General features: G+C 61.4%; 20 protein-coding genes and 4 tRNA genes. 12 read left to right on the top strand and 12 right to left on the bottom strand.

Features of this window, described 5'->3' with window-relative positions:
• Positions 1 to 12 precede the first annotated feature (12 nt).
• Positions 13 to 561 carry a 1,6-anhydro-N-acetylmuramyl-L-alanine amidase AmpD gene (ampD, locus tag THL1_RS05120; protein ID WP_069082249.1) on the bottom strand — a complete coding sequence of 183 codons (549 nt, stop codon included), beginning with the start codon at positions 559 to 561 and terminating at the stop codon, positions 13 to 15.
• 181 nt (positions 562 to 742) lie between these two features.
• On the opposite strand from ampD, the gene THL1_RS05115 reads away from it, so the two are divergent.
• Positions 743 to 1,882, top strand: coding sequence for an IS481 family transposase (locus THL1_RS05115; RefSeq protein WP_069082226.1), 1,140 nt, complete (start codon positions 743 to 745; stop codon positions 1,880 to 1,882).
• A 189-nt stretch (positions 1,883 to 2,071) separates the two neighbouring features.
• Here the strand turns inward: THL1_RS05115 and THL1_RS05110 are convergent, their stop codons facing one another.
• Positions 2,072 to 4,354 (bottom strand): DUF1631 domain-containing protein, encoded by a 2,283-nt coding sequence (locus THL1_RS05110; RefSeq protein WP_069082248.1) that lies wholly within the window; start codon positions 4,352 to 4,354, stop codon positions 2,072 to 2,074.
• Between the two features lie 313 nt (positions 4,355 to 4,667).
• Between THL1_RS05110 and nadC the strand changes: the two genes are divergently transcribed.
• Together nadC and THL1_RS05100 are read left to right on the top strand one after the other, a co-directional pair.
• Entirely contained in the window at positions 4,668 to 5,516 is an 849-nt protein-coding gene (gene nadC / locus THL1_RS05105) for a carboxylating nicotinate-nucleotide diphosphorylase (RefSeq protein WP_069082247.1), read from the top strand.
• A gap of 376 nt (positions 5,517 to 5,892) precedes the next feature.
• Positions 5,893 to 6,120, top strand: a complete 228-nt coding sequence (locus THL1_RS05100; protein WP_069082246.1) for a hypothetical protein — start codon at positions 5,893 to 5,895, stop codon at positions 6,118 to 6,120.
• Between the two features lie 87 nt (positions 6,121 to 6,207).
• Here the strand turns inward: THL1_RS05100 and THL1_RS05095 are convergent.
• From THL1_RS05095 to THL1_RS05085, 3 genes are all read right to left on the bottom strand, one after another.
• Positions 6,208 to 6,283 (bottom strand) — tRNA-Thr (locus THL1_RS05095).
• 53 nt (positions 6,284 to 6,336) lie between these two features.
• Positions 6,337 to 7,959, bottom strand: a complete 1,623-nt coding sequence (locus THL1_RS05090) for a tetratricopeptide repeat protein (RefSeq protein WP_069082245.1) — start codon at positions 7,957 to 7,959, stop codon at positions 6,337 to 6,339.
• A gap of 78 nt (positions 7,960 to 8,037) precedes the next feature.
• Positions 8,038 to 8,445 carry a pilin gene (locus THL1_RS05085; protein ID WP_069086413.1) on the bottom strand — a complete coding sequence of 136 codons (408 nt, stop codon included), beginning with the start codon at positions 8,443 to 8,445 and terminating at the stop codon, positions 8,038 to 8,040.
• A 265-nt stretch (positions 8,446 to 8,710) separates the two neighbouring features.
• Between THL1_RS05085 and pilB the strand changes: the two genes are divergently transcribed.
• Genes pilB through yacG form a run of 5 tightly spaced genes read left to right on the top strand, consistent with a single transcriptional unit; the run spans position 8,711 to position 13,317 of the window.
• On the top strand, positions 8,711 to 10,417 hold the full coding sequence (gene pilB / locus THL1_RS05080) for a type IV-A pilus assembly ATPase PilB (RefSeq protein ID WP_069082244.1): 1,707 nt from the start codon (positions 8,711 to 8,713) through the stop codon (positions 10,415 to 10,417).
• A gap of 2 nt (positions 10,418 to 10,419) precedes the next feature.
• Positions 10,420 to 11,637: a type II secretion system F family protein gene (locus THL1_RS05075; protein WP_069082243.1), complete on the top strand. Its 1,218-nt coding sequence runs from the start codon at positions 10,420 to 10,422 to the stop codon at positions 11,635 to 11,637.
• 2 nt (positions 11,638 to 11,639) lie between these two features.
• Positions 11,640 to 12,512, top strand: coding sequence for a prepilin peptidase (locus THL1_RS05070; RefSeq protein ID WP_069082242.1), 873 nt, complete (start codon positions 11,640 to 11,642; stop codon positions 12,510 to 12,512).
• The gene (gene coaE, locus THL1_RS05065; RefSeq protein WP_069082241.1) at positions 12,509 to 13,120 is read left to right on the top strand and encodes a dephospho-CoA kinase; all 612 of its coding nucleotides are present in this window, start codon (positions 12,509 to 12,511) and stop codon (positions 13,118 to 13,120) included. The genes THL1_RS05070 and coaE overlap by 4 nt, the downstream gene beginning before the upstream one ends.
• Entirely contained in the window at positions 13,117 to 13,317 is a 201-nt protein-coding gene (gene yacG, locus THL1_RS05060) for a DNA gyrase inhibitor YacG (RefSeq protein ID WP_069082240.1), read from the top strand. Before coaE ends, yacG begins: the two co-directional genes overlap by 4 nt.
• 9 nt (positions 13,318 to 13,326) lie before the next feature.
• Here yacG and THL1_RS05055 read toward each other — a convergent pair whose 3' ends face one another.
• From THL1_RS05055 to THL1_RS05040, 4 genes are all read right to left on the bottom strand, one after another.
• Positions 13,327 to 13,542: a hypothetical protein gene (locus THL1_RS05055; protein ID WP_069082239.1), complete on the bottom strand. Its 216-nt coding sequence runs from the start codon at positions 13,540 to 13,542 to the stop codon at positions 13,327 to 13,329.
• Positions 13,543 to 13,667: 125 nt separating this feature from the next.
• A complete protein-coding gene (locus tag THL1_RS05050; RefSeq protein ID WP_069082238.1) occupies positions 13,668 to 14,357 on the bottom strand; it encodes an energy-coupling factor ABC transporter permease in 690 nt (229 codons plus the stop codon).
• Positions 14,354 to 14,821: an FAD/FMN-containing dehydrogenase gene (locus THL1_RS05045; RefSeq protein WP_069082237.1), complete on the bottom strand. Its 468-nt coding sequence runs from the start codon at positions 14,819 to 14,821 to the stop codon at positions 14,354 to 14,356. The genes THL1_RS05050 and THL1_RS05045 overlap by 4 nt, the downstream gene beginning before the upstream one ends.
• 4 nt (positions 14,822 to 14,825) lie before the next feature.
• A complete protein-coding gene (locus THL1_RS05040) occupies positions 14,826 to 15,248 on the bottom strand; it encodes a GNAT family N-acetyltransferase (protein WP_069082236.1) in 423 nt (140 codons plus the stop codon).
• Positions 15,249 to 15,382: 134 nt separating this feature from the next.
• On the opposite strand from THL1_RS05040, the gene THL1_RS05035 reads away from it, so the two are divergent.
• The 3 genes from THL1_RS05035 (at position 15,383) to THL1_RS05025 (ending at position 17,626) form a co-directional block, all read left to right on the top strand.
• Entirely contained in the window at positions 15,383 to 16,009 is a 627-nt protein-coding gene (locus THL1_RS05035) for a DUF1780 domain-containing protein (protein ID WP_069082235.1), read from the top strand.
• Positions 16,010 to 16,093: 84 nt separating this feature from the next.
• Positions 16,094 to 16,267 carry a DUF3094 family protein gene (locus THL1_RS05030; RefSeq protein ID WP_069082234.1) on the top strand — a complete coding sequence of 58 codons (174 nt, stop codon included), beginning with the start codon at positions 16,094 to 16,096 and terminating at the stop codon, positions 16,265 to 16,267.
• Positions 16,268 to 16,327: 60 nt separating this feature from the next.
• Complete coding sequence (locus THL1_RS05025) at positions 16,328 to 17,626, top strand: NAD(P)/FAD-dependent oxidoreductase (RefSeq protein ID WP_069082233.1); 1,299 nt, start codon at positions 16,328 to 16,330, stop codon at positions 17,624 to 17,626.
• Positions 17,627 to 17,973: 347 nt separating this feature from the next.
• Here the strand turns inward: THL1_RS05025 and THL1_RS05020 are convergent.
• The 3 genes from THL1_RS05020 to THL1_RS05010 form a co-directional block, all read right to left on the bottom strand.
• Positions 17,974 to 18,049: transfer RNA gene (locus THL1_RS05020), tRNA-Lys, on the bottom strand.
• Between the two features lie 10 nt (positions 18,050 to 18,059).
• A tRNA-Pro gene (locus tag THL1_RS05015) sits at positions 18,060 to 18,136 on the bottom strand.
• 9 nt (positions 18,137 to 18,145) lie between these two features.
• A tRNA-Asn gene (locus THL1_RS05010) sits at positions 18,146 to 18,221 on the bottom strand.
• Positions 18,222 to 18,425: 204 nt separating this feature from the next.
• On the opposite strand from THL1_RS05010, the gene THL1_RS05005 reads away from it, so the two are divergent.
• Positions 18,426 to 20,762 carry a DUF1631 domain-containing protein gene (locus THL1_RS05005; protein WP_069082232.1) on the top strand — a complete coding sequence of 779 codons (2,337 nt, stop codon included), beginning with the start codon at positions 18,426 to 18,428 and terminating at the stop codon, positions 20,760 to 20,762.
• Positions 20,763 to 20,772 lie beyond the last annotated feature (10 nt).

Genomic DNA, 20,772 nt, shown 5'->3' with positions numbered 1-20,772 from the left:
TCCCTCCTCTTCCTAGGTTCTGAGCGCGTTCCGCAGGCGCGCCCAATCGAATGCTGGACCCGGGTCGGTCTTGCGCCCCGGGGCGATGTCGCTATGACCACAGATGCGCTCCAACGTGATGGCCGGGTAGGCAATGCGCAACTGCTCCACCAATGCGATCAGCGCAGCATACTGGGGTTCCGTGAACGCCTGGTCATCGGTTCCTTCCAGCTCGATTCCCAGGGAGAAGTCATTGCAATTCTCCCGCCCCTCGAACAGCGACACGCCCGCGTGCCACGCGCGCTGGTTGCAGGAGACGAACTGAGTGACGGCACCGTCGCGCTCGATCAGGAAATGGGCGGACACCTTGAGGTCGCGAATGCCCTCGAAGTAAGGGTGCTCGGCCGGGTCGAGACGGTTCTGGAAGAACGCCTGCACCTTTCCCGTGCCGAACTGGGCCGGTGGCAGGCTGATGTTATGGATCACCAGCAGGGAGACTTCGCCCTGCGGGCGCTCATTGAAATTGGGGGATGGGCAACGGCTGATGCCCTCGCACCAACCGGAGGCGGGGTCCAGCTGCATGTCGGCTCCTTGGTCTGCCGCCCACTTTAGGCGCAGTGAAGCCATTTTAGCGAGAGGCGGCGGAAGTAAGAGCCCCGTAGGGTGCGCTGCGTGTTCAGCCGGGGGACATAGGTAACGGGTGTCGGGAGACATGGGTAACGCATTTAGGCTTACGGAATCCTTCGACTCTGGAGTTCGAGCGATGCCGTGGCAGGAGTGCACCACCATGTCGATTCGACGCGAGTTTGTGCGGTTGGCCGAACAACCGCAGAGCAACGTGCGGGAGCTGTGTCGGCGCTACGGCATCAGCCCGAAAACCGCCTACAAATGGTTACAGCGCCACCGCGAGCACGGCGATGCGGGGTTGCAGGAGCGCTCACGCCGGCCGTTGCACAGCCCTGGGCGCAGCGACCCGGACTTGGAACAGGCGGTGGTGCAGTTGCACCACCGTTTCCCGTATTGGGGCGCCCGCAAGCTGCGCGGCCTGCTGCCGGCCGCGTTCGAGCGTCCCCACCACAGCACCCTCGACGCCATCCTCCGCCGCCATGGTTGCCGGGTGCGCTACCACGCCGAGGAGGCCGAAGCTCCGGCCACGCAGCGCTTCGAGCACTGCCAGCCGAACGAGCTCTGGCAGATGGACTTCAAGGGCCACTTCCCGCTCGCCGACGGCCGCTCGTCGCGCTGCCACCCGTTGACGCTGTTGGATGATCACTCACGCTTTGCCCTCTGCCTGGAGGCCTGCGAGGGCGAGCGCCTCGAACTGGTTCGACCGCACCTGATCCAGGTCTTTCGCCGCTATGGCCTACCGCGCCGGATCACCGCCGACAACGGTCCGCCCTGGGGCTCGAACATCGCGGGCGGCCTGTCCGCCCTGGAGGTCTGGCTGATGCGGCTCGGCATCGAGGTCAGCCACAGCCGCCCTCATCATCCGCAGACCCAGGGCAAGCTGGAACGCTTCCACCAGACACTCAAGCGCGAGTTACTGCAGCGCTCGTTTCGCGACTTGGCGCACTGCCAGCAGGCGATGGCGCACTGGCGGGAGCAGTACAACCACGACCGCCCGCATGAGGCGCTGGGCCAACTGCCACCGATCACGCGCTACCAGCCAAGCCGGCGCAGCTACCCGGAGCAATTGCCTGAACTGGACTACGAACCGGGCGACCGGGTGCTCAAGGTCGGCCGCGTCGGCCAGGTCAGTTTCCAGGGACGCAGCCTGTTCGTCGGCGGGGGGCTGTACGGGGAACGCGTCGCTCTCCGCCCCACCGCCGTCGATGGCGTCTACGATGTGGTGTTCATCCACAAGATCCTGCGCCAAGTCGACTTGAGACCGGGCAAAACATGATCATCAACCCGTTACCCATGTCTCCCGACAAGCGTTACCCATCTATCCCGGCTGAACACTGCGCGCACCGAAATCCTGGCACGGAGGCGTTGGTGCGCATGGCGCACCCTACCGTCGCTCTACGCCAACCTGCAGGACTGCTGCGCAGCCCTTGGCGAATGAATTCGCTCCCACAGGCAGAGGCCCGGCTCAAGCTCCCTTGAGCCGCCGCAGGTTGCCGATCACCGATTCCAGGGCGCGGTCGAACAGCAAGGCATCGTCCAGCAGGCGGATCGCCTTGCGGCGGAATTCCACCGCCAGGCCCATGCGCGATTTTTCCAGCACCTTCATGCCGGTGCGGTTGACGAAGATGTACTTGCCGGTGGGCTTGATCAGCGCCGCCAGCTTGCAACGCAGCTTGTGCTCTTCGTCTTCCTGGAACTCGACCCAACTGCCAACGCGCAGGTTATCGACAAAGCCAAGGGCTTCATCGTCATCCGCCAGGCTGACGTCGGGCTCCGCGACCTGAGGCTCTCCCGGTGCGACCAGGACGATTTCTTCGACCACCGCCACCATGGCCGGCATGGCGTTCTCTTCCGGCTCCGCCTCATCCGGCAGATCGAGCAGCAGGGGCGGCAACTCCAGACTGTCGTCAACCACGACCTCGACCGGCTCCGGCTTGCGCAAGCGCTCGAAGGTCTGGACGTGCAGGGCTTCCAGCCGGCTGAAGAATTCGCTGGTGGAGAACGGGTCGAACGCCGCACTGGCCAGGCCTTCACGCAGGGCCTTGAGCAAGCCCGGCACCAACTCCAGCAGGCGGGCACGGGCTTCCGGCGCGTCGTGGGACTCCACGCTCCAGATCAGATCGTCCATGGTCTGCAGGGCGGACTGCCATTCAGGCGATTCGACGCCATGCTTGAGGCACGTCAGCAGCAACACCTTGCTCCAGGCTTCTTGCAACAGGCGCACCACCACTTCAGGCAGGGTGCGGCCGAGCAGACGCTGGTTGAGCGCGTCTTCCACTCGCCGACGAGCCAGTTCGGCCTTGGCACGGCCCTCCTCGGCATCGCGGGTACGCTGTTCCAGCAGCTCGCTGCGACGACGCTCGTCACCGGTGTAGGCCAGGAATTCGGCCAGCAGCTCGGAGAAAATCGCCGGGTCGTCGACGAAGTCGTTCAACAAGCGCTGCACCACCTGCTCGATGCGGTGGTAAAGGCTGTCGCGCTGGGCGTCGTCCTGCTCCACCCAACCCAGGGCGGCGGAGGCGATTTCGTTGAGCAGGCGGCGCGCCGGGTGGCTGCCACGGCTGAAGAAGGTCTTGTCCAGCAGCGCGACCTTGAGCATCGGAATCTGCATGCGGCCGATCAGAGCCTTGAGCGAGTCCGGCAGGGTGCGGTCGTCGAGGATGAACTCGAAGAGCATGGACACCAGGTTGATGACGTCATCATCCACCTGCCCCACCACACGCACCCGGCCACTGCGAGCACTCGCGTGGCTCAGCAGCTGTTCGAGGCTCATGCGCAAGTCGTAGTCATCGTTGTGCTGCTGCGGCAGGTGCTGCTGCAGGTGCGACAGCAGGCGCATCAGGTCGATGCTGCTGACGGGAACCGCATCGGCAGGCTGCTCGCGGCGTGGCAACCCGGTGCCACGCACCTGGGACAGCAGCTCCTGGAGTACGCCGAAGACTTCCTGAACCCCTTCTGCGCTGACCTCGCCCTGGCCGCCACTGGCCAGCGAGCCGGGTTGGGCAGCAGAGCGCCCGGCGGGGCTGGCGCGTTCCGGCTGACGCCGCGCAGGCGCCGAGCGCAGATCCGGGAGCACACCGGCCGTCACCAGGAGCTGGTTGGCCTCGGCGTAGAACTGATCCAATTCCGTGAGGACGTACTTCTCGAACAACTTGAGGATGATCAGCTTGACCTTGATTTCCACGCCAAGGCTGCGACAGGCGTCGAGGAACGCCTCGCACAGCAGGCGCGGCCCCAAGGGGTTGGTCCTGTCGTCGACCTTTTTGCTGACGAGTGCGTTGAAGCGGGTGGTGAGGTGACCCAGGGCGACGCTGTCGCGGGCCATCACCTTGGCGACCATGGCGTCCAGCGCCACGGTTTCCTCGAGCTCGTCGTTCTGCACCAGGGACAGGCTGTCGAAGGACACCGCGTCCAGTTGCGGCGCCTTGCCGATCTCGTACTGATTGAGCGACGAGAACGACTCGAAGACCTTCTGCAGGAAGGCACGCTCGATGCTCTTGCGCTTGAGCCTCAGGTCGCGCATCGCCTCGAAGAACGCGTTCTGCTCGGCATTGCTGGTGGCGCGGTCCGCCATCTCGAAGAGGGTGTCGTCCGCATTGTCGAACAGCACCTGAAGCGTCTGCTTCAGCTGCAAGGCCACTTTGTCGCGCACCTGGATCAAGGCCACGGGCAGCCTTCCTACCGGCGAGGTTGGCGATTGCTGGGTGGCCCCCTTGTTCAGCGGCACCACCTTAGCGTCGGTCTGCATCACAAGCCTCCCGCAGGCCGCGCCCTTCCACAGGGCTCATCGGACCGCACATCGATCATGGGGAGTTATCCATAACGTCAAGCATCTGGCGTCAAAAATAGAAATTTCCGATGACATTATAGGGATGATGCCGTGACAACCAAGCGGAGATTTCCTACAGACATGAATCAAGTCACAGATGCAGGGGGCTCGACCGACAAGTGCACAGCACGCCAGACGCACATATGACTGTCTAGCAGAAAGCGTGGAGCGGTTGCCCCGCCGGCCGTCGGCAGCCTTTATAATCGCCGCTATCCTGCCTGCGGAGCCCACCATGCCCAACCTTCTCCTCGCTGACCTCACCGCTGAAATCGAGGCCAACGTACGCACCGCCCTCCAGGAAGACATCGGCAGCGGCGACATCACCGCCCAGCTCATTCCCGAGGAGCGGCAGGCTCGCGCCACTGTCATCACCCGCGAAGCGGCCATCATCAGCGGCACCGCCTGGGTGAACGAAGTATTCCGCCAGCTCGACCCGCGCGTGACGGTGCAATGGCAGGTGCAGGACGGCCAGCGCGCCGAGGCCAACCAGGCCCTCTTCCACCTCGAAGGCCCGGCCCGCGCACTGCTGAGCGGCGAGCGCAGCGCCCTGAACTTCCTCCAGTGCCTGTCTGGCGTCGCCACCCGCGTCGGCCACTATGTCAACTTGGTAAAAGGCACCCAGGTAAAACTGCTCGACACCCGCAAGACCCTGCCCGGCCTGCGCCTGGCGCAGAAGTACGCCGTCACCTGCGGCGGCGGTCACAACCACCGCATCGGCCTGTACGACGCCTTCCTCATCAAGGAAAACCACATCGCAGCCTCCGGCGGCATCGCCCAGGCCATCGACGCCGCGCACCGCATCGCCCCCGGCAAACCGGTGGAAGTGGAAGTGGAAAGCCTGGACGAACTCCAGCAAGCCCTTGCCGCCGGCGCCGACATCATCATGCTCGACGAACTCAGCCTCGACGACATGCGCACCGCCGTCAGCCTCACCGCCGGCCGCGCCAAGCTCGAAGCCTCCGGCGGCATCGTTGATACCACCCTGCGCACCATCGCCGAAACCGGCGTCGACTACATCTCCATCGGCACCCTGACCAAAGACGTCAAGGCCATCGACCTGTCGATGCGGTTGAGCCTCTAAAACCCGCCCCGCCGAGCCCCGGGCGTTGCCATGTGCCCCGGGCAAGGCTATGGTGCGGCCGTCCTGGCAAATTCCAGGACCGGGTTTGGCGACCCGATTCGCAAAAGGCGCATAGATGCCCATCACATACTGCAGGTACTTACCGTGCCGGCATCGTGTCATGGCGGCTGTGCGCGGGAGACCGAAAGGTCTGCCGGGTTCCTTTTGCCCCGGTTCGCCAACCTGCGCACAGCTGCCACCCCAATCGTTTGGCGACGATTCGTGGCAGCTCCCCAGCAAAAGGAGCTTTGACCATGCACACCCGCACACCCGCAAGGAATGCACGCACCTCGGCAGCCACCCTCGCCCTGGACCAGAGAACTGCCGGAGGTGGGCTATGAACAACTTCGCCCGCATTGCCGATCTCCAGGGCGACCGCCTCCTGACAGCCGGCTACGCCCTCAGCACCATCGCCGACCTGCTGGGGTGCGACGGCCTGGACCACGGCCTGAGCGACAAAGACCTGAAAGGCCTTCACCACGCCGTCAAAAGCATCTCGGAACTGATGGAATGCTTGGCAATGGACCTGTACAAGGTTGCCGACAACCTCCAGAGACGAGACTGAAAAGTGCATGACCGAGGCACCAGGCCACGGCAGCCCCACGAAAAACAAAAAGCCCCGCAGAACCTGCGGGGCTTTTTGTCTGGATCATGGTGCCGGTAAGAGGAATCGAACCCCCGACCTTCTCATTACGAATGAGCTGCTCTACCGACTGAGCTACACCGGCAACGGCGCCGAGAAACTTACCAAAATAGGATCCAAAAGAAAACTCCTTAAAGCTCACTGCGCCAACGATAACGCCTGCTTGGAGCACACTTTTTGCAACCCCATACGACATCCCTTTCCTAGAACATCTTCCGCCGCAGCGTTTTCTCCCAGCCCCCGCAGCGCCTGCGCCAAGCCGATGTACGAATTTGAATTCTTGGGCACAAGACTGATGGCCATCTCAAAATCAGCACGAGCACCATTCAACTCGTTCAAACTTAGCAACGCAGCCCCACGATTATTGTAGGCATATCCATAATTCGGCATAAGCTCTATCGATTTATTAAAACCATCGAGAGCCGACACAGAAAAACCATGACTATAGAGACTCGTGCCAACATTATAATATATTCGATACCCGCCAAATCTAATTTCTCCACCCTCAACAGGAGATCTCTCATACAGATCAGCAGCTTCCCGCCAAACAAAATAGGGATTTGAAAAGGTAAACAAACGATCATACGAGAGCAGGGAAAAAACAAAAAAAGACAATGAAAAAGCGAAGACAAACCATCGCGCTTTCAATCCACTCAGAAAAATCCCTACCAATACAAACAGGAACGAGCACCACAGATAGCTTCTATAGACGACAAATGTCTCCTGCAATCTAACCGAGGAAAACTCAGTAAAGAAAAGTAACGCAGGCATCAGCATCGCAAACCCAACCAGTCCGACTTTACCTCCGCGCCACAGCAAGAAAATCCCAGCAGCAATATAGAATAAGTAAAAAAATGCCCCCACCCACAGAGACCAAGATGAAAAGACGAGAGGAAATGTCTCCCGCATATCCATTGAAACCCATAGAGGATTCGGAAACAGCCACAAGAAAACATACTTGAAGAATAACGACGTCTGATTCAGAACACTCAGCGGGTATAGATACTCAGGCAATACATCCGCCCCCCCCAAAACCTCATCAGTCATTATCTCGATCGACGCGCCAAGCACCCGCCTCACAACAACTACGGCATAGAGGGAGATCAAACCCTGCGTCGCCAGCACAAGAAAAACCTGCCGACTTGAAACCCCGAGTGCTTTGCCACTTCTGAGATACAAGCAAAGCATCAGAAAAGACAGTGCGGGAATCATTACAGCATGCTCTTTGGAGAGCACCGCCATCGCAAAGAAAGCTGCACTGCCCCATAGTTCAAAGCGATTCCCTGCCAGGCCTCGCCAAAAAGCCAGGAGACTGAGAATGGAAAAAAGCGTTGCACACAGTATCGTTCGCTGGACAAGGTACCCATATGCAAGCGCCGAAAATGGATGGACGGCAAACAGCGAAGCCGATGCGAATGCCGCCCACATCTGCTTTTTCCGGCACTGAACCACGCCAAGATCACCAAGCAACTGACGAACCAACGCAAACACCGATAACACCACACCCAGGTGCAATCCCAGATTAACAATGCGCATCACCGGAATGTCCAACTGGCCATCCCCCCACCACGTGAAGCTGAGATAAATCATATCCCTGGGAATTGGCAGCAAGCCACCATGAAGCAGCACACCTGGTTTGGCATTCAGAAAAAAATAAACATCATCAAAAACGAGTGGATTATGAATAAAAGAAAAAGACAGTATCGACAGGACCAGCACCCAGAAGAGGCATGCTGCCCACCAAATCCCCTTACTAGACATTTCACCCCCTCAAAAAAAAGCAGCTCACGCAAAGCGTGAACTGCTCCTCAGACTCATAGACTGAGCCACTAAATCTAGTTACTTGCAGATATTTGCAGTCACGCAAGTACCAGTAACTGCCCAAGTAACACGGCCGTTGCTCAGGGTAGGAGTAAGAATATAGGTCTCACCACCGAGACCACCGGTGCTGACAGCAGTCGCAGTAATCACACCGTTTGCAGCGGTGTTAACAGAGGTAATATAGCCGGATGCGCCTTGGTTGGCAGATACACCGTTACTACCAGCCATGCAGTTCGCGACAGCATTTTGATCCTGAGCGCAAAGCTCGACCTCGGTTTTCACAGCCGCCGTTGCCAGCACTACTTCAGAAAACTTCGCTTTTTTGGTGTACTGCTGGTAAGCAGGAAGCGCAATGGCAGCAAGGATGCCAATAATCGCTACGACAATCATCAGTTCAATCAGGGTGAAACCCTTTTGCGCTTTCATGTATTCATCCTCGAATGTGGTAGGCCGGTTGCCTGAAAACTTAAATGCACGGACCATGCCAAAAACTCTGTATAACGCGACTAATCACGCTCCTCCTCAGAATCAACAGAGCGCACCGCTTGCCTTCCAACCCACAGCGGAATGTACCGAGATCACCATCCCAGCCACTAACTGCCATTTTTTGTCACCCTCCATGACCGCATTTGGCGCTGCTGTTCAACTACGTTATAAGGCAGTGTCACAACTGGCAGACTGATGCTCCCTCATGAACGAGACCGCCCCCACGCTATCCGGCCTAGCCAAACAGCTTGTCCTGACCAATTTGCTGGATGAGCGAAGCGCCCTCCAGGCCCATACCCAGGCGCAGCGCAACAAGATTCCGCTGATCACCTACCTGGTGCAGAACAAGCTGCTGAAGAGTCGGGATCTCGCGGAAATGGCGGCGGAGCAATTCGGTGTCGCCTTCCTGGACTTGAGCAGCATCGACAGGGATTCCCAGCCTAAGGAGCTTGTTAGCGAAAAGCTGATTCGCCAGCACCGGGCCCTGCCCCTGTGGCGGCGCGGCAACAAGCTGTTCGTCGCCATATCCGACCCGACTAATCACCAGGCCGTTACCGATATCCAGTTCAGCACCGGCCTGAACACCGAGGCCATTCTGGTCGAGGACGACAAGCTCGGCGATGCCATCGAGAAGTTCTTCGACAGCGCCAACAGCGGGATGGAAGACCTGGGCGACGTCGACCTGGATGGCGTGGACGTTGAAGCTGTCGACGACGACAAGAAGGACAGCCCCGGCGGTGTGGATGCCGACGACGCCCCGGTGGTGCGTTTCGTGAATAAGATGCTGCTGGACGCCATTCGCGGCGGTTCCTCAGACCTGCACTTCGAGCCCTACGAGCGCTCCTACCGTGTTCGCTTTCGTACCGATGGCATGCTGCATGAAGTGGCCAAGCCGCCCATCCAACTGGCCAGCCGTATTGCTGCGCGCCTCAAGGTGATGGCTGCTCTCGACATTTCCGAGCGCCGCAAGCCCCAGGACGGCCGGATCAAGATGAAGATATCCAAGGTCAAGTCCATCGACTTCCGCGTCAACACCCTGCCAACGCTCTGGGGCGAGAAGATCGTGATGCGGATTCTCGACCCCACCAGCGCGCAGATGGGTATCGATGCCCTGGGCTATGAAGAGGAACAGAAAGACCTGTACATGGTGGCCCTGAAGCAGCCCCAGGGCATGATCCTAGTGACCGGCCCTACCGGTTCGGGCAAAACCGTTTCTCTGTACACCGGCCTCAACATTCTCAATACCGTGGATATCAATATCTCCACCGCCGAAGACCCGGTGGAGATCAACCTGGAAGGCATCAACCAGGTCAACGTCAACCCCAAGCAGGGCCTGGACTTCGCCCAAGCCCTGCGCGCCTTCCTGCGCCAGGATCCGGACGTGATCATGGTGGGCGAGATCCGTGACCTGGAAACCGCCGAAATCGCCATCAAGGCCGCGCAAACCGGCCATATGGTGCTGTCCACCCTGCACACCAACAGCGCAGCGGAAACCCTTACCCGTATGCGCAATATGGGTGTGCCTGCCTTCAACATTGCCACCTCGGTCAACCTGATCATCGCCCAGCGCCTGGCACGCAAATTGTGTGCGCACTGCAAGAAGGAGCTGAACATTCCACGGGAAGCGCTGATCGAGGAAGGCTTCCCCGAAGCGAAGGTCGGCACCTTCACGCTCTATGGGCCGGTCGGCTGCGAAAACTGCAACCAGGGCTACAAGGGCCGAGTGGGTATTTATGAAGTGGTTAAAATCACGCCGGCCATGCAGCAGCTTATTATGGAAGAAGGCAACTCCATCCAGATCGCCCAGCAGGCGCGCCGCGATGGCTTCAATGACCTGCGAACCTCCGGCCTGGTGAAAGCCATGAATGGCATCACCAGCCTTGAGGAAGTCAACCGCGTGACCAAGGATTAACCATGGCGGAAAAAGCGCTTAAAACCAGTACCTTCGCCTGGGAAGGCACCGACAAGAAAGGCGGAAAGGTCAAGGGCGAACTCACAGGGCAGAACCCGGCGCTTGTGAAAGCGCAGTTGCGCAAACAAGGTATCAACCCGACCAAGGTGCGCAAGAAGTCCGCTTCTCTGCTGAATACAGGGAAGAAGATCAAGCCCATGGATATCGCACTGTTCACCCGTCAGTTGGCAACCATGATGAAGGCAGGTGTCCCGCTGATGCAGTCCTTCGACATTATTGGCGAAGGTTTCGAGAAGCCGGCAATGCGTACGCTGGTGAATGAAGTCAAGCAGGAGGTTTCCTCGGGCAATAGCCTGGCAAACTCCCTGCGCAAGAAACCGGATTACTTCGACGAACTGTATTGCAATCTAGTGGACTCAGGCGAACAGGCAGGTGCGCTGGAAACGCTGCTTGACCGGATTGCCACCTATAAGGAAAAGACCGAGGCCCTGAAGGCGAAGATCAAGAAGGCGATGAACTACCCAATTGCGGTAGTCGTGGTTGCGATCATCGTGACAGCAATTCTTCTGATCAAAGTCGTACCGCAGTTCAAAACAGTATTCGCGAACTTCGGTGCTGAGCTTCCGGCCTTTACCCTGATGGTCATCGGGATATCCGAGATACTCCAAGAATGGTGGTTCATCGTTTTACTTGGCTTCTTTGCGGCTGGTTTTCTAATCCAGCATACTCATCGAAAGTCTGAAAAGTTCCGCGACTGGGTTGATCGCACCGTTCTCAAACTGCCCATCGTCGGCGACATTCTTTACAAGTCGGCGGTGGCCCGATTCGCCCGGACACTCGCTACCACCTTCGCCGCTGGTGTTCCACTTGTGGATGCCCTGGACTCGGTGGCTGGCGCCAGCGGCAACGTTGTCTTCAAAAACGCTGTGCTAAAGGTTAAATCTGATGTCTCCACCGGCATGCAGCTCAACTTCTCCATGCGCACCACCGGCGTCTTCCCGGCCATGGCCGTACAAATGACTGCCATCGGCGAAGAGTCCGGCGCGCTGGACGATATGCTCGACAAGGTCGCCAGCTTCTATGAACAGGAAGTAGATAACGCCGTCGATGGCCTGACCGCGCTTATGGAACCCATGATTATGGCCGTACTCGGCGTACTGGTCGGCGGGCTGATCATCGCCATGTACCTGCCCATTTTCCAACTGGGCGCAGTCGTCTAACCATGCAATTGATCGACTTTCTGGCCAGCCATGCGCTGGCCTTTGTTTTCTGCGCGCTGTTGCTCGGACTGCTGATCGGCAGCTTCCTCAACGTGGTCATCCACCGCCTGCCCAAGATGATGATGCTGGACTGGCAGGAGCAGGCGCGCGAAGCCCTGAGCCTGCCGGCCGAGCCCAAGGGGCCGGTGTTCAACCTGGTGCTACCGAACTCCCGCTGCCCCCATTGCAGCCATGAGATTCGCGCCTGGGAGAACATCCCGGTGGTGAGTTACCTGGCGCTGGGGGGCAAGTGTTCGTCGTGCAAGGCCCCCATCAGCAAGCGCTATCCGCTGGTCGAGCTGGCCTGCGGCGCGCTGTCGGCCTATGTGGCCTGGCATTTCGGATTCGGCTGGCAGGCCGGCGCCTTCCTGGTGCTGACCTGGGGCCTGCTGGCGATGAGCATGATCGACGTCGATCACCAACTACTGCCGGATGTGCTGGTACTGCCGCTGCTGTGGTTGGGCCTGATCCTCAACAGCCAGAGCCTGTTCACCGGCCTGGAGGATGCGCTGTGGGGCGCGGTGGCCGGTTACCTGAGCCTGTGGTCGGTGTACTGGCTGTTCAAGCTGGTGACGGGCAAGGAAGGCATGGGCCACGGCGACTTCAAGCTGCTGGCAATGCTGGGCGCCTGGGGTGGCTGGCAGGTGCTGCCGCTGACCATTCTGCTGTCCTCCCTGGTGGGCGCCATTCTGGGTGTGATCATGCTGCGCCTGCGGAACCAGGACACGGCCACGCCCATACCCTTCGGTCCGTACCTGGCCATTGCCGGCTGGATTGCGCTGCTCTGGGGTGATCAAATAACGGCGACCTATCTGCAGTTCGCCGGTTTCAAATGATCAAACCCTGGATTCTTGGCCTTACAGGCGGTATCGGCAGCGGCAAGAGCGCCGTTGCCGCGCATTTCAGCCAGCTTGGCGTGCACCTGGTGGATGCCGACCACGCCGCCCGCTGGGTGGTCGAGCCCGGCCGCCCGGCGCTGGCACAAATCGCTGAGCACTTTGGTGACGGCGTGCTCCAGGCCGATGGCCAGCTGGATCGAGCTGCCCTGCGCCAGCGCATCTTCGAGAACCCCGAGGAGCGGCGCTGGCTGGAAGGCCTGCTGCACCCGTTGATCGGCCAGGAAATCAGCCAGTACCTGGCCAAGGCCGAATCCCCCTACGCCATTCTGGTGTCGCCCTTGCTGATTGAATCCGGCCAGCATCGTCTCACCCAGCGCGTGCTGCTGATCGATGCGCCGGAAACGGTGCAGGTCCAGCGCACCATGCAGCGCGACAATGTGCCCGAAGCGCAGGTCCAAGCCATATTGAAGGTACAGGCCAGCCGGGAAGAGCGACTGAAATACGCCCACGATGTGCTGCTCAACGACCGCGACCTGGGCTGGCTGCACGCCGAGGTGGAGCGCCTGCACAACTTCTATCTGACCCTGCGAGGAGGCCAGCCATGAGCCAACCCGTCACCGTGGAGTGCCCGACCTGCGGCGCTCCGGTGGAATGGGGCCCGCAAAGCCCCACCCGCCCCTTCTGCTCCGAGCGCTGCAAGCTGATTGATCTGGGCGCCTGGGCTGCCGAGGAACATGCGATCCCCGGCGACAACCTGGAAGACGAGCTGTTTTCGGGCGACCTGCCGCCGCGCGAACATTGACCCACCGGCTCAGGGGCGCATGAAGCTGTAATCGCGCCCCGAATCAAGATTGTCCGCGAGGAAGAGCAGCTCCTGAGCCAGGTCATCCGCGGAGCGCAGCCCCGCGCTGCGTTCTACCACTGCGCTTAGCAAGGCGCGTAGTGCCAGCTCTTCACCTATTCCGCCCCGCTTCGCCTCGTCAAGGTTCTGCTCCAGGGCGGTTCTTGCCCAATCGTGAATGCCCATGTTGTCAGTCCCTCATGCTGGTGGATGAAAAAGCGCCATCCACCCTACTCAAGCCGAAACTCCGCCCGGAATGATTGATCCAGGTCAGAAGCGAAGACGGGATAGCGCGGATGAATCTCCGGCTATCAGCGGGGCGTGTCGTCGTCTTTCCAGGGGGCCTGGAGGTAACGGGTGCGGTTGAACGTTTCCAGCCAGTCCGGGCAGAAGACCACCAGCGCAGTCACGGCAGTGCCGTTGATGAACGCTTCGGGGAACATCACCAACCAGAGGTAGCCGATGAAGTCCTCCAGCCAGGGCGGCATGGGGAAGACGCCATCCATCCACAGCACGCCCAAGCCGATGAGGACGCACAGCAGCGCGGCCAGCGCCGCAGGAAAGAAACCGCAGCAGAAGATGTACACGAACAGGTTACGCGGCTGGTAATGCTCCACCCACTTGGCACAAAGCTCGGTGACCAGCACCGGTAGCAACACCAGCAGGGCACCATTGAGGCCGAGGGCCGCCCAGTCCTGCTTCCCCAGCGCCAGCAAGGCCAGCTGCGCCGCCAGGCCGCCCAATATTGCCAGGGGCCAGTCCAGCAACAGCGTCACGGCGGTCATGCCGATGAAGTGGTACGACACCCCGGAATCGAAGTCGCGTCGCATCAGCCACAGCAGAAACAGCACCAGCACCGTGCCGAACAGCAGGTGCTGGCGACGGGAGTCGCTGAACAGCTCGACCCAGGGCGCACGCCACAGGGCCCAGGCAATCGCGGGCAGATAAAGCGCCCAGCCGAGGCCCAGGGTTTCCGCGGACAGCAACTCGGCAGCAATCACGGGGTGAACGACTCCAGGGCCGTACGCAGCGCGGCGGCGTCAGTGAACTCTTTTTGCTCAATGAGCTTGCCCCGATCGAGCCGGAGCCAGAGCACGCGGGCCTCGCCTCCGGGATAACGGCTGGCAACGCGGGATTCGCGGTCCAGCAGGACGCGATAGTTGTAATCACGCATGGCCGGAATGGCGAAGAGCGCGGACACCAGCGACGGCATGCGGCTGATGTCGGCCACGAACACCGCGTGGCGGACGTCCAGATAGCCCTTGGGCTGCCCCTCCAGCGCGGCCTTCAGCAGCTTGCCGCCGTCCATGTCGCGCGCCACCAGGAGTAACTGCAGCCCATCGTCCAGGCTGTAGGGCTGCTCGTATTGGTCCAGCAAGGTCCAGGGCGCTAGCCGCTCCCCCACTTCCAGCGCCTGGCTGCAAGTGACCACGAGGCTCAGCATCAAGCCAAGACAGATCCGCATCGATTCAATCTCCAGTGGTCGAGTAGACCCGAATATCCTCACGCACCGTCCAGCCCCGCTGCATCTGCCAGAAGGCCAGCGCCTCGGGCGCATCTTCCAGCACGAATACATGGGACTTGCGGATACCCAACAGCGCCAGGCGCCTCAATGCCTCCTGCAGCAACGCCCGCGCCCAGCCCCGACCACGGAAGGGCAGGTCGACCACCAGGTGCTGCAGGTAACCGCGACGCCCGTCATGCCCGACCAACACGCTGCCGGCCACGTGCCCGGCGTCGTCTTCGAGCAACAGGCAAAGATCGGGATTGCGTTGCAGGTAGGCACAGAACGGCTCCAGCTCATCTTCGGCCCGCAGGCGAATGCCGGGCGTGCGTCGCCAAAGGTCGAGCAAGGCGGCGTGATCGGCGACGGTAATCGGACGGATGCGCATGGCGTGCTCCAGGCAGGTTCTGAAAGTTTACACCGCAGCCACGCCCGGCAACCTGCGCGCATTTGTCGCGACGGCGTCTTCGCTGGCACCGCAGGGGTACCCAGAGCCCTCGCCGGAGCGCTAAGCTGCGGGACATGAACGAGTCCGACTACCTGCGCCTGCTGACGCGGCAGGCCGAGCAAGCCAACGACTTCCTGTCGAATGCGCGCAGGTGGGAACGCGAACGCTGGGTTTGCCAGCGGCTCCTGCAGGCACTCAACCTGCCCTATCGCCTCAAGGACTTCAGCACCGGCCAGGAACCACCGGATGTGCAGTTCCGCGAAGCCAACTTCGAAGTGTTCTTCGTACTGGACGAGGGCCGCCGCCTGAACGAGGAATGGCGCGCGGAGCTTGAGCGTCGCCGTAGCGCCTTCTCCCTTGCGCAACTGGTACGCCGGGAGAACCGCCCCAAACGGATTCCCGCCGCCGAACTCCAGGCCCGCCTGGGACCGACGCTGCGCAAGAAGGCGCGAAATTATGAAGAGCGCGGCCTCGACCTGGGCACTCTCGACCTGCTGGCCTTCGTCAATCTCAAGCGCGCCACGCCGGACTTCAACAGCCCTTTTCCGCCCCCCACCGAATACCTGCGCCAGGGCTGGCGCTCACTGTCGCTGGTCGGCCCCAATTTCGCCCGGGTGCTCTTCGCCCATGGGGACGCCCCGGACTTCCTGCGCAACAACCTGGGCCGGACCATCCTGTTCGATGTAGGCATCGGCCTGTAGCCCGCGCGCAAAAATCCCCGTTGCGCGTTGAGCGCCAGCGAATTCGCCAGCTAGAATGCCAACCACTCCAGAGTCGAGGCCCCCATGCCCAGCCGCCTGACGCCCGAAGACCAGCAAAAGGTCGACCAGTACCTGAACCTGCCCCAGCACCAGGTGGAACGCCAGCCGTTCCGCCCCTGGCGCCTGCTGTGGATCGTACTGGCCATCGTCATCGCCCTGGGCATCCTGAGCCGCCTCCTGAGCCGACTGGTGCTATGAGCTGCCTCCTGCGCTCGCCCTCGGCGACAACGAATTCCTATAGCCTTGTGAGACCTTCCCATGTCCCATCGCATCGTGATCGTCGGCGGCGGCGCCGGCGGCCTGGAGCTTGCTACCCGTCTGGGTAGAACCCTCGGCAAGAAAGGCCTGGCCAAGATTGTGCTGGCCGATGCCAACCTGACCCATATCTGGAAACCGCTGCTCCACGAGGTCGCTGCCGGCTCGCTGAACTCCACCGAGAACGAGCTGAACTACGTGGCCCAGGCCAAGTGGAACCATTTCGAGTTCCAGCTCGGCCGCATGAGCGGACTGGACCGCAAGCGCAAGGTCATCCAGCTGGCCGCCACCCATGACGAGGACGGGCGCGAGCTGGTGCCTGCCCGCGAGCTCGACTATGACAGCCTGGTCATTGCGGTCGGGAGCACCACCAACGACTTCGGCACCGAAGGCGCGGCCCAGCACTGCATTTTCCTCGACACCCGCGAGCAGGCCGAACGCTTCCACCGCAATCTGCTCAGCCACTACCTGCGCGCCCATGCCCAGCAGAACGCGAGCGAGCAGATCAGCGTTGCCATCGTCGGCGCCGGTGCCACGGGCGTCGAACTGGCGGCCGAGCTGCACCACGCCGCCCACGAACTGGCAGCATACGGGCTGGACCGCATCCAGCCGGAAAACATGCGCATCACATTGATCGAGGCCGGCCCTCGCGTGCTGCCCGCCCTGCCGGAGCGCATCAGCGCGCCGGTGCACAGCACCCTGGAAAAGCTGGGCGTCACCGTCATGACCGGCGCGGCCGTCAAGGAAGTCACCGCGGACGGCCTGCTGACCGCTCAAGGTGAGTCGATCCCCGCCAGCCTCAAGGTCTGGGCCGCCGGTATTCGTGCGCCGGCCTTCCTCAAGAACCTGGATGGCCTGGAAAGCAACCGTATCAATCAGCTGGTGGTACGCCCAACCCTGCAAACCACCCATGATGACGACATCTTCGCCTTCGGCGACTGCGCAGCCTGCCCCCTGGGCGATGGCAGCGAACGCAACGTGCCGCCGCGCGCCCAGGCCGCGCACCAGCAGGCATCGCTGCTGGTGAAGTCATTCAAGCTGCGCCTGCAGGGCCAGCCACTGCCGGACTACCAGTACAAGGACTACGGCTCACTGATCTCGCTGTCGAGCTTCAGCGCCGTGGGCAACCTCATGGGCAACCTGATGGGTAGCGTCAAACTGGAAGGCTGGCTGGCGCGGATGTTCTACATCTCGCTCTACCGGATGCATCAGATGGCGCTGTATGGCGGCTTCCGCACCCTCCTGCTGATGCTCAGCGACCGGATTGGGCGCAGCACGGACCCGCGCCTGAAGCTGCACTGACCGCCCCCAGGCGCATCCCGTTGCAATTCCAGCCCACCAATCGAGGTCAGCGCGGGCCAAAGCCTCCGAGCAGGGAACCCTCGCGTAGGGTGCGCTGCGCGCACCGCGACCCTCACGCCGCGGCATTGGTGCGCGCGGCGCAGGGGTTGATACATGGCCATGTTGGGCTTCGCTTCGCTCTGCGCCAACCTACGGGGCTGCTGCGCAGCCCTTGGCGAGGCGGGAGTCCGCATGTCGGATTTCCATCTCTTGCCGCACTCCGTTGCGATTCCGGAAAACCGGGACAAACAAAAAAGCGGTAAGGCTTTCGCCTTACCGCTTCTTCGGACCTCGTGCGAGGTCTTTTATGGTGGGTCGTGTAGGATTCGAACCTACGACCAATTGGTTAAAAGCCAACTGCTCTACCGACTGAGCTAACGACCCAAATGTGAGGTGGTCGGGGTAGAGAGATTCGAACTCCCGACATCCTGCTCCCAAAGCAGGCGCGCTACCGGACTGCGCTATACCCCGTCTGGAAGTTGGCTCCGCGACCTGGACTCGAACCAGGGACCCAATGATTAACAGTCATTTGCTCTACCGACTGAGCTATCGCGGAACTTCGATCTTCCAACTCTTATTCGCCTCACCGATTTGGTTTAGCGCTTCAGAGGCGCGCCATTTTACGGTTCCAGAACAGACTGTCAACCCCCAAAAAACGAATTCTGACAATGATTTGCAGAAGAACCGCCGAGTGCTATACCTGAGCCGTGGCGAGATCGTTGCAGGTCGTGGTCGCGGCCTGTCTCCCTACAGGACAGTTATGAGTAATCAGGATCGACCCCCGCCCCCTCACGGCCCCGTGACGACCTTGGCCAGCCGCGGCATACAACCGCGCTTCGGTGAACTGGTGCAAAGCTGCCGCAAGCTGGTGATGAACCGGCTGGCGGAACATCTGACCGGTATGTTCGGCCAGGTCGACGACACGCTCTTCGAGTGCGCCGAGAAGGCCGAGAACAATCAGGTCCAGACCCTCTTCTTCGACAGCATGCGGGATATCCGCAAGCAGCGCCCCCAGGTAGAACGCGCCTACCACCAGCGCATCGCCAAGAACTTCGAGGACTTTCTCAGCGGCAAGCTGAAGCCCGAACTCAAGGCCGGTGAACTGGACGCTGACCACCTTCAACTGATGGAGAACGAGGAGTACGAGGAAAGCCTGCTGGTCACCAATATGGTCAGTCGGGTCAAGGCACGCTGCGCGCAAGCCCTGTTTGCCCTCGACCAGCGCCTGGCAGTACTCAATGGCGGACGCAAGCTCGGGGACGATGACAACCCTTTCGGTCCGCAGGCGGTGGCACTGGCCTTCCGCGAGGCCCTGCAACCCTGTCCGTTCCCGCTGCGGATCAAGACCATCCTTTATATGCTCTTCGACCAGCACGTGATGCTCGGGCTGGACAGCGTCTACGAGTCGCTCAATCAGCGGCTGGTCCAGGCTGGCGTGCTGCCTAACCTCAAGTACAGCGTTCAGCGCTCCACCAGCGCGCCTCACCCGCAATCCTCGACCGCAGGACAGGCGCCCCCGAGCCAACCGGCCACGCCGACTGCGCAGCCCACGACCAGCGCCACAGCCAGCCCCGCAACCAGCCCCCCAGCCAGTGGCCCCCTGGACCTGTCGGGCGCACCGCCTCAAGATCCTGGCCAGCTGTTCAGCGGCCTGGCCGCGCTGCTCGGCGAGCGCCGGCTGCATCACAATGACGCCCCGCTGCCTGGTGGTACGCCCAGCATTTCCAGCTTCGCGCCGCGCGGCGCAACCCGTACTTACAGCGCCGCCGAGCTGCTGGAAGCCCTGAACCGCCTGCAACAGCAATCGGCCCAGGACCTTGCCAGCAAGCTGCGCCAACCGCAGCGCGTCGATGGCCTGAAGGCCGACCTGCAGCAACAACTGGAAAGCCACAGCCGCCTGCCGGGCCAGCAGAAACTGTCCGATTACGAAGCGGACGTGATCGACCTGGTGGGCATGCTCTTCGACTTCATTCTCGACGACGACAACCTGGCGGACATCTACAAGACCGCCCTTTCCCACCTGCACACGCCTTATCTGAAAGTCGCCCTGCAGGACAAGGCACTCTTCACCCAGCACCACCACCCCGCCCGCCGCTTGCTCAACAGCATGGCCCAAGCCGGCGTCCTTTATGCCGGCGAAGGGGAGGAACGCGGTCTGCTGGCCAAGATGCACTGGGTAGTGGAACGCGTGGTCCATGGCTTCAGCGGCGACCTGCTGCTGTTCGACAGTCTGCTGGACGAGTTCAACGAGTACGCCGGCACCCTGCGCCACAAGGTGGAACTGCGCGAGCAACGCGCCGTGGAAGCGGCCAAGGGCCGCGACAAACTGCTGGGCGCACGCCAACAGGCCGTGGACGTCATCAGCCGGGCACTGGAGGGCCGCGAACTGCCCGGCATCATCCAGCACTTCCTGGAACTCACCTGGACCGACGTACTGGTCTTCGTGCTGCTCCGCCACGGCGACCGCAGCAATGAATGGCAGCGTTCGGTGGAAGTGGCCGAGCAACTTGCCTGGAGCGGTACCCCGCAGAACGATGAAGGCCGCACCCGCCTCCAGCAACTGCGCATCCCCCTGCTCGAAGACCTGCGCAAGGGCCTTGAGCTCCTGGGTGGCTACCACGAAGACGGCATACGCCGCCTGCTCCAGGATCTCGTGGCCTGCCAGCATGCCGTTCAATCCCAGCAACCCCAGGTCGCCGCGCGTATCGACAGCCCTCTGCCCGAAAGCAAGCTGGGAGAAATGCTTGGTGAAGATGCGGAACTGGCCAACGCCCGGCGTCCGGTCAGCCTTACCCCTCGCGCCCTGGCGTTGATCAAGGAACTGGCGCGGCTGGAGTTCGGCACCTGGTTCGAGTTCGTCGACGGCCCGGAGACGCGGACCCTCAAACTGTCCTGGTACAGCCCGACCACCCGAAACTACATGTTCGTCGACCACAGCGGCCAGCGCGTGGCGATCATGCCCATTACCCAGCTGGCCCTGGACATGGAGCAAGGACTGGCTCGGCTGGTCCCGCCGGAGCGCAGCACGCCCCTGGTCGACCGCGCCCTCGGCGCGATCTACCGGGTGCTACAGCGCTTTACCGGCCGCACCGCCTGAGCCCGCACTA

The sequence above is a fragment of the Pseudomonas sp. TCU-HL1 genome (assembly GCF_001708505.1).
Taxonomy (GTDB): domain Bacteria; phylum Pseudomonadota; class Gammaproteobacteria; order Pseudomonadales; family Pseudomonadaceae; genus Metapseudomonas.
Note: the sequence above shows the minus strand (reverse complement) of the source record. Positions and strands in the feature narration are given on the sequence as shown.